The following is a 14,657-nucleotide window of genomic DNA, read 5'->3' as shown; positions in this document are numbered from 1 at the left end:
ACGGGAGAGGACAATCCTATTGCAAAGCTTCCGGCATCGGCTCGGACGGGGCGGGTGTGGCATTCTTTTTCTCCAGGGCCGCTACGGCTTTCCAGGAAGTGTAGAGCGAATACAAGAGAAGCAGCAGTCCGGGTACAATCATCAGCAGGACACTACCGGCTTTGGAAACCGCAAAGTTCATCGAGTATCCGACATAAGGAACGGTAAATCCGGTATATTCCCCGACGACATTGGTCGAGCTGACGGGGTCGGCATCCATTGCGTCGTTGTTGTCCCCTTTGGTAGTATAGAGGGTTTCGCCGATGGCGCTGTTCAGATTCGCCTCCGTTACGCGGTGAGTGATAAGCATATTGTCGGCATTCAAGAAGGTGATCACATCGCCCTTCCGGAAGCGGTTCATGTCGCCGCCCGGCTTCAAGGCGATAATCGACCCGGTATGAATGCCGGGCTCCATGGAGCCGGAAAGCACCGTTTTGATCTGGTATCCGAAGAAGGCGGGTTCACCCCCGGATGCTTTGGAGATCACTATAGCTGCTACAACGACAAGGAAAATCAGGAACATCAGCGTGGAAAGGGTAGTGCTGATTATTTTTTTGACACGCATGTTTTAATCGCCGCCTTCAATTGGAATGGATATCGGAAGCAGGGAGCGGGGTTGCGGTTGGCCCCGGGACTTCGTTCCCGGCGGATGATGTTCCCGGAACAGGTACTGCTTCAGGGGAAGCCGTCTCTGGAGCCGGCGTTTCATCTGCCGGTTCGGCTATAGATTCTCCCGCCGGCTCCTCTCCCGGCTCTTCTCCCGGTGTACTTGAGGGCCCGGGAGCTTCACTGCTGCCGGGGAGAGGTTCCTCCAGAGGCAGGGAAGTGGGTGCCGGAGTTGGCGCTTGTGCTTCCGGCTTCGTTTCCGGCGGGGCTTCTGTTTCCTTGGCCGCAGCCGCTGCGTCTTCCTGCTTTTTCTTCTCCTCCAGCTGCTTCTCCAGCTCAAGGCGTTCCTCTTCTTGTTTCCGGGCTTCCTCCACGAGCCGGAGCCGGGTGCTTTCGAGCTGCGCTTGCTGGGATTGCAGGCTGGAAATGTCTGAACTCAGCTTAGCTTTGGATGTGTTCAGACCGCTCTCCAGCTGCTCATAGGCGGATAACAAGCTGCCCGATATCCCGGGACTTGGGCTGTAGGCCTGAGCCGTAAAAGAGAGAATATCCCGGGATGCAAATCCCGAATTCCCCAGCTGCCGGCTGATCTCATCAGGATCTCTGGAGAGGTTGGACTCCCCGATTTGCTGAATAGAGCTTAAATAATGCAGAATGCCGTGTAACGTATCTGTAAGCGACTCGGATAATACACCGCTTTGATTGATACTGTTCTTGAACTCCTCCAGAAACCGGGCATCACGGATTTCCAGACAGTTCGGTTCAAGGTCTGCCATATTTCCTCCAATCTGGGCCAGCACGTCGGCAGCGCGGCTGATTTCTTGCAGAATCTGCTGCCAGATGTCTGCATTGCGGCTTAGCTGCTCTTCGAGTGCGCCGAGCTGCAGATTAGCGGCAGCGAGCTCCCCGGCCAACCGCTCTGCTGCCTGGTCGAGCTCTTCCAGCGACAAGCTGTCAATATCAGGTATGCCGCCGAAGCTCGCGGTTTCATAACCGGACAGAGATAATTTCAGCTTGGCAATGGCTTGGACATGACCGCTGAACTCGAGCAGCAATTGTTCGATGTGGTCAGGGAATACCATGCATAACTCAACCTGAGTATCCATGCCTTGCGAATCATTGAATTCGCCATAAGTGCTGCCGATCTGACCTGAGGTATACAGGAGCAGCATGGAGGCTGCCAGTCCGGATTGCAGCAGCCGCAAGCCGATAGCCTTTTTCCTTTTTTTCCTCTGCCTGGCGGATCTGGGGTACAGAGCAATCCCTCCCCTCATAGGTTCCTGGTGTAGATATCGCTATTTTCGTTCTTTATTAAGAACGACTTCGTAATGAAATCATACATCGCCCGCTGCGAAAAGAAAAACGTTAATTTAGCTGTTATGTACGCTATAAAGAACGAAAATGAGTTATTATCTCCGCTTTGCGTGTTATAACGCTGGATATCTTTATTTATTCTTTATAAAGAACAAAATGGATGTTATGCTCGGGTGAAGACAAAAAAAGAAATCGCCCTTTTGATAATGGCGGGAGCACCCAACCATTTTCAAAATAGCGATTTCTTTAGGCGTTGCCACCTATAGAAGATAATCCAGCAACTCTGCCCGTACCCCGCTTGTTCTTCCGTTCAGGGGTTTAGGGGAGTTTTTGTCCACGGGAGCTGACGTACAGGTCGTACCATTCCTTGCGGGTCAGCTCCAGCTTGTCGGCATCGGCACACGCTGCGATCCGCAGCGGGTTGACTGTTCCGATTACAGGCTGAATGGCTGCCGGATGGGTCATCAGCCAGGAGAGCACAATAGACTCCGGCGTTGTGCCCCGTTCCCGGGCGATCCGCTGGACCATCGCTGCCGTATTCACGATGTTCTCAGGCTGATTCTCCAGGGAACGTCCGCTGAAGAGGCCCTGGGCCAGCGGTCCCCAGGCCTGGATCTGAATATTCTCGGTGCGGCAATGCTCCAGGGTGCCCTCGGGAAAGGTGATATCCTTCCAGGGTTCCCGGTTCACGCTGATTCCGGCATCAACCCAGCTAATCTGGGCCAGGCTCAGGTGCAGCTGGTTCACAATAAAAGGTTCATCACAATAAGCCTGCAGCAGCTTGATCTGTCCTGCACTCATGTTGGAAACGCCGAAATGCCGCACCTTGCCTGCAGCTTTCAGCTTATGGAGTGCTGCCGCCACTTCTTCCGGGTCCATCAGTGGATCGGGACGGTGCAAGAGCAGAATATCGATGTATTCTATACCCAGGCGTGACAGGATGCCATCGACACTGTTCAGGATATGGGCACCGGAGAAGTCGAAGACGTTGGAGGTATCCCCCGGCTCCATCAGCCTGATGCCGCATTTGGACTGGATGATGATGTTCTCGCGCAGCTCCGGGCGGTCTTTGAAGATTTGGCCGAAGACCTTCTCGGCTTTGCCCCGCGTATAAATATCGGCATGATCAAACATATTGATGCCGATGGACAGCGCAGCATCTACCGCTTCATGCCCCTGTTTGATATGTTCAGCAGTAATCGGCTGGTGATCCCAGTCTCCCCCGAGACCCATGCAGCCCAGGGCAATGCGGCTGGCCGGAATGTGACGCTTATGGAGTGGCAGCGTTCTCAACAATAGTATCCCTCCGTAGCAATATGAATTGCAGATATGTGCCTATTGTACACTCTTAGAATCCGGTATGGTATTTTTTGTCGCTGGAAGAACGGTGTTTGGTGTTTTCTTTATCCTTTTCTTCCTCCTGCTCCAGTTTCAAATCTTCCATTGGGATCGGATCGACGTGCATTTCAGCCTCGTCAAGCTCGAACAGACTTTCTTTTTCCGTCGGATATTGCTCGGGGTGATCCCGATTGTCAAAGATCCTGTTCTTTTTATCCTCGGTCATGCTAACCGCCTCGCTTCCTCATTGTGATATTGGTGCAGATTGTGTCTGCCACAAAGATAGTGTGCCACTTAATAAACGTATTTTAAACCCTTCAAACAACAAAAGGAGGCCCTTAGGCCTCCAGGTTCAGTGCTTTGCCAACCTCGTTCAGCTTATACTGTGCCACATCCTCATAGAAACGCTTCAGCCATTTCAGCTCTGTCATGCCGTGCTCATATCTGCCGTACATCATATGCAGTACAGCGCGGGGAACGAGAGGGATATGTTCTTCATAAATCTGAAAGGCCAGGTTGACCTCATGTTCTGCTTCAAGAATACGTTCCTTCAGCAGAACTGCGAGTTTATCAGGGTCTACATAACGTGAAAGTGAGAGCGCAATATACAGCGGGTGGAACACGGGATTGTTCTTCTTAATCTGCTGCAGGACCAGCTGTTCAAAGATAGCTTTGCCATCTTCGGTAATAGCATAGATCGTTTTATCCGGCCGGTCGCTGCTGCGGACAATTTCGACGGCTGTTATCAGACCTTCCTGCGACAGCCTGTCCACAGCATAATAAAGCGAGCCCATCTGCAGCTTCATAATCCGGTCTATGGAGCGGTCTTTCATTACAACGTTAATTTCATAAGGATGCATGTTCCGTTCCAGCAGAAGCCCAAGAATCACGAGTTTCATGGACATGATGGTTTACCTTCCGCTGCTGGGCATCCCGGCGGACTTCTTCGGAAGGGTCAGCCGGTCTTTGGGCATCAGAAGAATAAAGACCAGTCCGAGTACGGCAGGGATAATTGCCCATAGGAAGGTCTGGGCGACGGAACCGGACAATGCGCCGGAGATTGTCTTCAGTACCGGCTCCGGAATTTGTGCTCTTGCTTCCGGGGACAAGGCAGCACGCGGGTCACTGAAGGCGGCGCTTTGTTCGCCTCCGCCAAAGCCTTCATTCAAGCGGTTCGTGAAGCTGTTGCGCTGAATGATCCCAAAGATGGTAATGCCCAGCGTCATCCCGAGCGAACGCATGAAGGTGCTGGTTGATGTCGCCGACCCACGCTTACGAATGTCGAAATGATGAATGGAAGACATGCTGAGCACGGAGAAGGAGAATCCGACGCCAAACCCGGTCAAGGCCATAAAGACATTAAGCATCAGGCGCGAGGTGTCCGGAGACAACGTGCTCAGCGAATAGATGCCGGCTATAAAGAAAACGACGGACAGCAGCATAATATTACGGAAGCTGGTCCGGGTGGTCAGCAGGCCGCCGGACTGGCTGCCGATAACGGTTCCGATCATCATGGGCATCAGGATCAGGCCCGAATTGGTGGCCGATCCGCCGTATACGCCCTGCACAAAGATTGGAATGTAGATTGTAGCCACGATAAAAGCAGAACCGTAGAACAGCCCGATTACACTGCTGGTTGCAAACAACCGTTGTCGGAACATGGCGAATGAGATAACGGGTTCCGCCGCAGCCCGTTCAATAAAGATGAAGGCCAGCAGCAGGACGGCAAAGCCGGCGAACAGCCCAAGAATCGTTGAAGAGCCCCAAGGGTATTGGTTGCCTCCCAGCTCCAGCGCGAACATCAGACAGATGATGGCACCCACCAGCGAGAATGCACCGCCCCAGTCTATACGCTGTTTGGAATGGTTGACAGATTCCTTGTAGAACATGGTAATCAGAATGAAGGCAATAATGCCAAGCGGCAGATTAATGTAGAAGACCCACTGCCAGCCTGCATATTCGGTGATATAGGCGCCGAGCAGCGGCCCGAGCACACTGGAGATTCCGAATACAGCACCGAACAGGCCGGTCAGCTTGCCTCTTTTTTCCGGAGGATAAATATCAAATACAATCGTAAACGCAATCGGCATCAGCGCACCGCCGCCGATCCCCTGAATTGCCCGGTAGATACTGAGCTGAGTAATACTTCCCGCGAGTCCGCACAAGGCAGAGCCAATCAGGAATACCACCAGCCCGAAGATAAAGAAACGTTTGCGGCCGTACATATCGGACAATTTGCCGAAAATGGGGGTGCCTGCCATCACCATGACCATATAGGCCGAGGTTACCCAGACGATTTTATCCAGGCCGTTCAGATCCGAGACAATCGAACCCATGGCTGCGGCTACGATGGTATTGTCCATAGCGGACATGAGGATACCAAGCAGCAGGCCCACCACGACCAGTTTAAGATTGCTGTCTTTTGTATGCATGTTTTGTTAGACTCCTTTTCCTAGTTCTTTCTGGAAATTTATTATATTCAAATTTGAGTAGGGTAGCAATAGTTAATTTGCAGCAGCAAAAAGCGGCCGTCTGCCTGAACTCAGGACAACGGTCGCTTTATTTTTACCCTAATGTACATTGGATACTCCGGCGTCATTCTTAAGGAGCTCCCGGGATTCTATATATTGTATGAACAGCTCCGTAAGTCCGGGGTCGAATTGGGTACCCGCACATTCCCGCAGCTCAATGATGGCTTCTTTCACCGATTTGGTAGACTGATAGGGCCGCTGGGTCGTCATGGCGTCAAAAGAATCAATGATCGTCAGCATCCGGCACAGTCGCGGAATCTCCTCCCCCTTAAATCCGTAAGGGTAGCCCTTCCCGTCATACCTTTCATGGTGCAGTTCAATATATGGAGCCAGATCCTTGAATTTCTCATTGGTCAAGGCCATTTTTTTGCCCCAGGTTACATGCCATTTAACCATTTCCCACTCTTCCGGCTCAAGCTTGTCCTTTTTGTTGAGGATGCTCCAGGGGATTTCCAGCTTTCCGATGTCGTGAATCAGCGCCCCGAGCGTGAACTGGCGTTTGGAGAGCGTGTCCAGTTCCAGCAGCTCGCTGATATCCATCGCATACCGGAAGACCCGTTTGGAGTGCTTGAAGGTCTCCATATCCTTGTACATAAAAAGATTCAGCTGCTGCTCAATATCCCTTACATCCTGGCTGAAATCAATATCCTGTTCCAGAGGGGACTGGTTGCCGTAGAGATGAACCATGTTTTTGCCTTGTTTTTTGGCATAATAAAGGGCCTGATCCGCATGGTCGACGAGCTCGGATTTGTCATGAATATCGGGCTGATAGGCAGCGATACCGGCAGAGAAAGACAGACAGCCCTGCGGGAAAATCTCTGAGCCTTCAAACAGGGAATTATTGAGGTTCTTCCGCAAGTCTTCGATAAATTGTTTGGCCGTAAGCGAATCATAACCCGGCATCAGCAGCGTGAACTCCTCTCCGCCATAGCGGGAGACAATAATCTCCGTATCCGTCGTTGCTTTTTTGAACAATTCTGCCAAAAAGACAATCAGGCTGTCACCCTTCAAATGGCCAAAATGATCATTGTACTTTTTGAAATCATCGATATCGATCATCGCCATCGACAGCTCGGAACCGCTGGCCCGGGATTTGCGCATCTCCTCCTCCAGCACAACTTCAAAATAACTGTGGTTGAACAAGCCGGTCCGCTGGTCACGGTTGGCCCGTGCCTCAAGCTCGCGGTACATGATGAACATCTGCTTGAAGGCGTAGGACAGCAGAACGCTGAGAAAGAGGAATAAGGCCAGCCCCACAATCTGATTGTGAACCAGCATGATCGTCAGCACCAGTGACAACACCAGCGTACTAAGATAGGCGAGCAGGGTATCCTTGACCATACCCTTTAACGTCGCGAAAAGCTCCTCCTGAAAGACCATATAGTAATAGAAACCGATCAGGAGTGTATTGAGCACAAAATAGACAGCCATGCTTCCGGCGTAGGCGGACAAGCGCTGGCTAAGCAGCGGTCCTTCCACGCCCCCCAGCAGCTTGAAGGTTGCCGAAGCAGCAGTAATCATCATGGTATACAAGGCGAAATTGCTGAGATGTTTCCACCAGACCGTCTTGCGTTCGATAAAAAAATTGATAATGGAAGTGAACAGGAGCACGCTGAGTGTAAACGGAGCCCCAAAAACAAAAACACAAGCCAGGTACACTGAAGAATCAAGCGAAAGTCCGTTGCCTTGCGGAGGAAGCTGGAATACCAGCACCGTCAGGAGCACTGCTGCTCCAGTGAGCGCGTATACCCAGACCCAGGTTGGTGAAGTATAGTGAATAAATTCCCCGTGATTAAAGCCTACAAATAGGCTTAATCCCGCCAGGCAAAGGAATAAGGCATAGAGATGGTTCCTGCTCGGTTTGAAGACGCCTAACGTCCGCTTGGGCACCGTCTGCCCCTCCTTTAATAATGATGTTGTTTCATTATTCTAAGGGATTTATCGGAATTTTCATAGTTGCGCATAATAGCAGGGAGAGGGGGAAAGCGGACTAAGCCCATTAAAAAAGAGTGGGGGTTTGGCGCAATTATCAGTGGTGAAAGCAGTCCTGATGTATTTAGTGCAGCAAAAATGCTCCGGGATCACCCGAATGTTCATTCTGATGTATTTCGTACAGTGGAAATTTAGAAAACATGTGTTTTTCAGCCCTTTCTTCTATTCCTGATGCATTAAATGCAGTCAGATCGAAAATGAGCCGGGTTTACTCGCAGCCTGATGTACTAAATGCAGTGGAAGCGCCTTGTAAGGGGGAAATTGAATATAAGCAAAGAAACCGCCCCTTTTAAAAGGACGGAGTGTTACCCCCAGTTATAAAAGGGCGGTTTCTTATGGTGATTGGCACCGGCGCTTGCAGCTTAGCCGACAAATCTGAAGCCTGATGTCAAGGCCATAACTACTGAAGCAACAATTACGGTATTAAGGATAATACGGGTGATATTGACACCCTCAAAAGTTTTTTTCATCTGCGGGAACCTCCTCTCTGCTGGTATGGGTTACTGCCGGGCCGTGATCTCCTGGGCTGGGGAAGTTCTCTTTCCTTGCACCATGATCTGTTGAATATAGAGGAAAATCCCCACATTCATGACAATATCCCCAATACTGATAACCTGGGTGCGCGGATACGGACTGGATAACGGAATGATATCGCCGAGGAACGCCAGCCGTGAAGCGGAATCCATCAGAAAATGTTTGGTGGCTACGGTCCCGGACCGCAGCATGTCCACATAGTAGGGGTCCAGAACGGAAGCTGCCTCCAGAGATACCGGCATTTTGCCCCCATTGACCGCCATAACAAGGAAATTCAGGAACACACCGGCGAAAATTAAGGGGAATCCTTGATTCTTCCGGTTCAACCACAGGATATAAAGCCCTGCCACATACACAGCGATAAAAAAGAATCCGCTGGCGGAGGCAATGGCAGGCAACCGTTCCGTCATAGCAAACAGGGCAAACTGCATCAGGAGAAGCGCTGGGAACCAAAGCCCTCCAATAATGCGAAGCTTGCCGAATTGTCCCAGCCCGTAGCGGAAGCCGCCCCGGATCAGGCCAACGATCAAACCAAGTACAATGCCATCGTAAACCATAAGAGCGCTCCTGTTAGTATGGATTGATAGAACTGGGTAAGCTGCTTCATGCATAATTCGCCATTTTTAACCAGATTCCTGCCGGTTCTGACCAAACATTTAGCAAACAATTCGCTTAAATTAGACGGATAGGGCCTTTATGGCTCCATAAACCTCTTGACATACCCACGGGGGGTATATTATATTGTTGAAGAGGAGGCTGATTCATGTGTCTACGAATGAGAAAGAGCAGGCAGGGCATTCCTGCGGAACCGATGGACATTCCTCTGCATCCGCTGTACGTAAAAGTCATCACTCAGCGGAATTCAAGAGCGGATTGACCACCCGGTTGAACCGGATTGAAGGCCAGATCCGCGGAGTTAAGGGGATGATCGAGCGGGACACCTATTGTGATGACGTACTTAATCAGCTGGCAGCGGTACAGGCCGCTCTGAACAGCGTCGGTAAGCTGCTGCTGGAAGGACATATGAAGAGCTGCATTATTGAACGGATCGAAGCCGGCGAACATGAGGTTATCGACGAACTGCTGGTGACGGTCAACAAGTTAATGAAATAAGGGCGGAAGTTTAAGTGAAGCCCTATACAACTTTTAGGAGGTTATATCAATGTCAAATGTTACGCTGCAAGTAGAAGGAATGTCATGCGGCCACTGTGTAAGCAGTGTGGAGAAAGCGGTTAGTGGTGTAGGAGCAGCTGCCAAGGTGGATCTGCAAGCTAAGCAGGTTGCCGTGGAATATGATGAGAATAAAGTGAGCCTGAATGCCATCAAGGCAGCGATTGAAGACCAGGGTTATGATGTAGTCTAACCTGTGATATGCAGGCTTTAAGGCTTGGAGTTCAGGGAGAACCGGAGGGTTCCCGAAGGCGCCAATGCCTTTTCTTTTATTCAAATTCATACCCCTTAGGGGTATGTGGAGGTGTAAGGATGATGGATAATACAACAGCTTCGGAGGAGCAACAGACCACCCTGCAGGTCAGCGGAATGACCTGTTCAGCGTGCGCGAATCGAATTGAGAAGGGACTGTCCCGGATGGAGGGGGTATCGCGTGCCAATGTGAATCTGACCCTGGAGCAGGCGACAGTCGCTTTTGACCCAAAGGTGGCAGGACTTGCACAGATTGAAGATAAAATCCGTTCGCTCGGCTACGATACTGTCCGGGAGACGGCAGATTTCGATATTGCCGGCATGACTTGTGCCGCTTGCTCGGCCCGGATTGAGAAAGTATTGGGACGTACCCCGGGTATAGCCGCAGTGAATGTCAATCTGGCGCTGGAAACTGCACATGTCGAATACACGCCGGGGAATATCAGTACAAGGGAGATTATAGACAAGGTTAGTAGTATCGGTTATACAGCCACGCTTAAGGCTGACCGTCAGAACAGTGCCGATCACCGCAAACTTGAAATTGGGCGCAAGCGGCAGAAGTGGATCCTTTCCGCCATCTTATCGCTGCCGCTGCTATGGGCAATGGCCGGACATTTTACCTTTACTACCTGGATTCCTACACCGGAGTTGTTCATGAATCCCTGGTTCCAGCTCATTCTTGCGACGCCGGTGCAGTTTATCATCGGCTGGCAGTTCTACGTGGGGGCTTATAAAGCGCTGCGCAACGGCAGCGCCAATATGGACGTGCTGGTAGTGCTGGGCACCTCGGCCGCTTATTTCTACAGCCTGTATCTGACCGTCGATTCGCTGCGGATGAGCGGGATGCATCATACGGTGGAGCTGTATTATGAGACCAGCGCCGTCCTGATTACACTGATTCTGGTCGGCAAATGGTTCGAGGCCCTGGCCAAAGGCCGCTCCTCGGATGCAATCAAGAGCCTGATGGGCCTTCAGGCCAAGACGGCTTTGGTAGTACGGGAGGGTGCCGAGATCAGCATTCCGGTAGAAGAGGTTCTTCCGGGCGACATCGTGCTGGTCAAACCGGGAACTAAGGTGCCGGTGGACGGTGAAGTGGTGGAAGGTTTATCTGCGGTGGATGAGTCGATGCTGACCGGAGAGAGTCTTCCGGTGGATAAGAAGCCGGGAGACTCCGTGATTGGAGCGACGCTGAACAAAAATGGCATGCTCAAGGTGAAGGCGCGTAAAGTAGGCCGTGATACCGCGCTGGCGCAAATTATCCGGGTGGTCGAAGAAGCGCAGGGCTCCAAAGCCCCGATACAGCGGATTGCGGATGTCATTTCCGGCATTTTTGTGCCGATTGTGGTGGGGATTGCAGCTTTGACCTTTGTTGTCTGGTATTTCTGGGGGGCACCGGGGCAATTTCCGGATGCTTTGGAGAAAGCGATCGCCGTCCTGGTAATTGCTTGTCCGTGCGCCCTCGGTCTGGCGACGCCAACTTCGATTATGGCCGGCTCGGGCCGCGCGGCGGAGCTGGGCATTCTATTCAAGGGCGGCGAACATCTGGAAGCGGCCCAGGGGATCAAGGTCGTTGTCCTCGATAAGACGGGAACGGTAACCAACGGCAAGCCGGTACTCACGGATGTGCTGACCACAACCGAAATACCCGCACACGGCAGAGAAGAAGCCGAGAACCGCCTGCTGTCTATCACCGCAGCAGCCGAGAAGCTCTCCGAGCATCCGTTGGCCGAGGCGATTGTAGCGGGAGCCGTTACGCGGGGACTGGAGCTGCCGTCTGCCGGGCAATTCGATAATGTGCCGGGACGGGGGATCTCAGCGGTTATAGACGGTCAGGCCGTCAGTGTCGGTACCCGCCGGATGATGGAAGAGAAGGGTCTTAACATCACGGACTGGGCGCCTCTCATGAAGGGCCTGGAGCAGGAAGGGAAGACGGCCATGCTGGTGGCTGTGGACGGCGGGATTGCAGGTGTGGTGGCCGTAGCAGATACGATTAAGGAAACTTCCAAAGCGGCTGTAGCTTTGCTCCACGAAATGGGCATCGAGGTGGTCATGATCACCGGCGACAACAAGCTGACGGCCCAGGCCATCGCCCAGCAGGCAGGTATCCGGACCGTATTGGCCGAGGTGCTGCCGGAAGGCAAAGCCGAGGAGGTCCGCCGCTTGCAGCAAGGCGGAAGAAAGGTCGCGATGGTTGGAGACGGCATCAATGATGCGCCGGCCCTGGCGACGGCCGATACCGGCATGGCCATCGGCACAGGTACCGATGTAGCGATGGAAGCGGCGGATATCACACTGATGCGGGGCGATCTGAAGAGCATCCCCGATGCCATCATTATGAGCCGCAAGACTATGGGCAACATCAAGCAGAATTTGTTCTGGGCGCTCGCGTACAACACGATCGGCATTCCGATCGCCGCGCTCGGATTCCTGGCTCCCTGGCTTGCAGGGGCGGCCATGGCGTTCAGCTCCGTGTCGGTAGTTCTGAATGCGCTGCGGCTGCAGCGGGTGAAGCTGTAACTTATGTTTGGCCATTCTTTTGACTTATCGGACTGGAGATACGTTATTTCGTGAAATCAGCTCATTTTTCGGGCCAAACGGACTCAGGAGCCGCTAAATGATCCAGGGACCCTCATTTTGGGCTAGAGATCATACAATAAGAGCTCCTGTGTCCGTATAAAAGGATAACACCCTTTGTTTCCTCAAATAAGATCCGCTGAGTCCGTTTCCTTGCCCAGCCGGTCCGGTAACGATTTGTTGCCTGGCCCCGGTCAACCGCTGATTATAGATTTGAGCCCGAAGAAATCGCTGCTTTTTTGAGAGGGTTACTCAACACTTCCATTTCATCAAAAGGGCGATTTTTTTATACAACGGTCCGTTCGCGGAGCGTTCACCGGAAGCACCCATGTCTATCCTGCTCAAAAAACGAGGGGTGTCCCAAGCAGCTATTTCACGGCTTAGGGGACAGCCCCTTTTTTTAATATTGAAAAGCGGAGGTGAATGTCCCGTTCCGTTCTGCTGACGTGTTATATATAAAGTAGCGACGGAAGGAGGGACTCCGTGGAATCCATCGAGGATAAAATAAAGCGAATACAATCAGGCGAAATATACATATTTGCAGATATTATCGATGCTTATCAGAACCGGATTTATAAATATTGTCTGCGTTTATTGAACAACAAGGAAGAAGCTGAGGACGCGGTTCAGGATATTATGCTCAAGGTATATGAGAAAATCAGATCCTACCAAATGCAAGTCAGCTTCACTTCCTGGCTATACAAAATTGCCTATAACCACTGTTTGAATCTGCTACGCAGACGTAAATTGCAGCAGCAGGTACAACGATTTTTTGGGCGGGAGTCTACTGTGGAAAGTGCTGAACGGGTGGTAGAGAAACAAATGTTCAGTGAACCGCTCGCCTCAGCGCTTGAGATGCTGTCGCTGGAGGAGCGGAATTTGCTGATCCTGCGGATTTTTGAAGACAAGTCGTTTGAGGAGATTGCCGAGATCCTGGGAAAGAACATGGAAGCGGTCAAAAAAAGGTACGGACGGATCAGGAATAAGCTGAAAGAATCCATGCAGGCCAAGGAGGAAGAGAAATGTGCAAAATCCAGTACACTGCAGAAGAACAGCTCCTGAGAAATTATGACCAATCTGCTGATGTTGAGTCCATTGATGTCCGGCAGCCGGTGATGAAAGCTATTGCAGATAAATATGGAGATAACCATGTCCATGCTGAGGTTGTTCCTAAAGATACGGAGGGGCACTCAACGATCATGACGCGGCTGGATAAAAAGGAAGCCGGGGATACCCGGCGCAGACCGGTTTATTTAAGAAGAATTATAGCCTATTCCACTGCCTTGCTGGTGGCTCTTTCGATTGGTGCTACTTATTATGTCCATACAGCAAAGCTCAGCCAGTCAACCCCAATTGAATATAGGCTGAAGGAATATGAACCCATTGAAGATCCGGGGACGTCATTCTCCATTAAGCTTGAGGAAATAAAGCCGGAGAAGGCAAGCGATGAACAAATCGCCCAAGCTGTGAAACAAAATGAGAAATATCAGCAGGCCAAACAATGGGTGGAGAAGCAGCTGCTTCCAGGAGAAAGGGCCTTTTTTCTGGTAGGGCAAGATTTAGAAAAGAATGCAAAGACCGGTATGGCAGTTCAGCCGCTTTACTTTGACGGTTACTCTGCATTCAGTGCCCGGCAGACGGAGCTTAACGCTCCAGCACTGCCGGAACCCAGATACATACCTAGTGGGTATGCTTTCACCGAAGGGCAGATCCTACCTGAAACAAGTATTATTTCAGCATTGGCTGATTCCACCGGGACTGCACCAGGAGAGCAGGCTGCAAACGGAGCTGAGGCCTATCAGAGATTAATAGAAGAAATGGCTACTATGAAGGCGACGGAATTAGGAGGGAATTACAAGCTGGTCTGGAAGAGGCTTCCGAAAGCGGGAACGGAATCGGTTAAAGTAACCTATACCTCAGATTCCCCGGACGAGCAGAAGATAACAATTCAAGCCACATACTATGCGCAAAAAACAATGGCCAGCTTTAACACCTGGGGTATCCAAAAAGTGGATAATGTGACCGTAAATGGCAAAGAATTCATCTACATGAGAGCTGCACCACAAAGCGGACAAAATTATGCGCAGCAGCTGTTATGGTTAGATCCAATCCATGATACTTATTATACGTTGTCTGATACCAAGGGCAGCCCCCTCTCCCAGGAGCAAATGATAAAGATAGCGGTCAGTATGACGGGGATAGAATAATAATCAGGAGAAATGTCCCTTTAATAGGGAGTGGAGTGTTGTATATATATGTAACGGGTTCAAAAATTTAAATTTCTCGGCCGAGAGGACTCGTTATTCA

Annotated in this window: 13 protein-coding genes; 5 read left to right on the top strand and 8 right to left on the bottom strand. The window is 51.2% G+C overall.

Annotation, left to right across the window (positions count from 1 at the left end):
* Positions 1–16 precede the first annotated feature (16 nt).
* From sipW to IEY53_RS03865, 8 genes are all read right to left on the bottom strand, one after another.
* Positions 17–604: a signal peptidase I SipW gene (gene sipW, locus IEY53_RS03900; RefSeq protein WP_189022303.1), complete on the bottom strand. Its 588-nt coding sequence runs from the start codon at positions 602–604 to the stop codon at positions 17–19.
* Between the two features lie 16 nt (positions 605–620).
* Complete coding sequence (locus IEY53_RS03895) at positions 621–1,919, bottom strand: hypothetical protein (RefSeq protein ID WP_189022302.1); 1,299 nt, start codon at positions 1,917–1,919, stop codon at positions 621–623.
* A 358-nt stretch (positions 1,920–2,277) separates the two neighbouring features.
* Complete coding sequence (locus IEY53_RS03890; RefSeq protein WP_373293792.1) at positions 2,278–3,255, bottom strand: aldo/keto reductase; 978 nt, start codon at positions 3,253–3,255, stop codon at positions 2,278–2,280.
* A gap of 52 nt (positions 3,256–3,307) precedes the next feature.
* Positions 3,308–3,523, bottom strand: coding sequence for a YczO family protein (locus IEY53_RS03885; RefSeq protein ID WP_189022301.1), 216 nt, complete (start codon positions 3,521–3,523; stop codon positions 3,308–3,310).
* Between the two features lie 112 nt (positions 3,524–3,635).
* A complete protein-coding gene (locus IEY53_RS03880; RefSeq protein WP_308424204.1) occupies positions 3,636–4,196 on the bottom strand; it encodes a PadR family transcriptional regulator in 561 nt (186 codons plus the stop codon).
* Between the two features lie 12 nt (positions 4,197–4,208).
* Positions 4,209–5,729, bottom strand: a complete 1,521-nt coding sequence (locus tag IEY53_RS03875) for an MDR family MFS transporter (protein WP_189022299.1) — start codon at positions 5,727–5,729, stop codon at positions 4,209–4,211.
* Between the two features lie 138 nt (positions 5,730–5,867).
* Positions 5,868–7,718 (bottom strand): bifunctional diguanylate cyclase/phosphohydrolase, encoded by a 1,851-nt coding sequence (locus IEY53_RS03870; protein WP_189022298.1) that lies wholly within the window; start codon positions 7,716–7,718, stop codon positions 5,868–5,870.
* 602 nt (positions 7,719–8,320) lie between these two features.
* Positions 8,321–8,911, bottom strand: coding sequence for a DUF5317 domain-containing protein (locus IEY53_RS03865; RefSeq protein WP_189022297.1), 591 nt, complete (start codon positions 8,909–8,911; stop codon positions 8,321–8,323).
* Between the two features lie 208 nt (positions 8,912–9,119).
* Here IEY53_RS03865 and IEY53_RS03860 point away from each other — a divergent pair, with 208 nt between their 5' ends.
* The 5 genes from IEY53_RS03860 to IEY53_RS03840 all read left to right on the top strand — a co-directional run bounded on the left by IEY53_RS03860 (position 9,120) and on the right by IEY53_RS03840 (position 14,557).
* On the top strand, positions 9,120–9,467 hold the full coding sequence (locus tag IEY53_RS03860) for a metal-sensitive transcriptional regulator (protein WP_229695967.1): 348 nt from the start codon (positions 9,120–9,122) through the stop codon (positions 9,465–9,467).
* A 49-nt stretch (positions 9,468–9,516) separates the two neighbouring features.
* Positions 9,517–9,717 (top strand): copper ion binding protein, encoded by a 201-nt coding sequence (locus IEY53_RS03855; RefSeq protein ID WP_189022296.1) that lies wholly within the window; start codon positions 9,517–9,519, stop codon positions 9,715–9,717.
* Between the two features lie 122 nt (positions 9,718–9,839).
* Entirely contained in the window at positions 9,840–12,293 is a 2,454-nt protein-coding gene (locus tag IEY53_RS03850; RefSeq protein WP_189022581.1) for a heavy metal translocating P-type ATPase, read from the top strand.
* Positions 12,294–12,833: 540 nt separating this feature from the next.
* Complete coding sequence (locus tag IEY53_RS03845) at positions 12,834–13,412, top strand: RNA polymerase sigma factor (RefSeq protein ID WP_189022295.1); 579 nt, start codon at positions 12,834–12,836, stop codon at positions 13,410–13,412.
* Positions 13,373–14,557 carry a DUF4367 domain-containing protein gene (locus IEY53_RS03840; protein WP_189022294.1) on the top strand — a complete coding sequence of 395 codons (1,185 nt, stop codon included), beginning with the start codon at positions 13,373–13,375 and terminating at the stop codon, positions 14,555–14,557. Before IEY53_RS03845 ends, IEY53_RS03840 begins: the two co-directional genes overlap by 40 nt.
* Positions 14,558–14,657: the final 100 nt, after the last annotated feature.

The sequence above is a fragment of the Paenibacillus albidus genome, from assembly GCF_014644435.1.
Classification (GTDB): Bacteria; Bacillota; Bacilli; order Paenibacillales; family Paenibacillaceae; genus Paenibacillus_AQ; species Paenibacillus_AQ albidus.
This window is presented reverse-complemented; position numbering and strand designations above follow the sequence as displayed.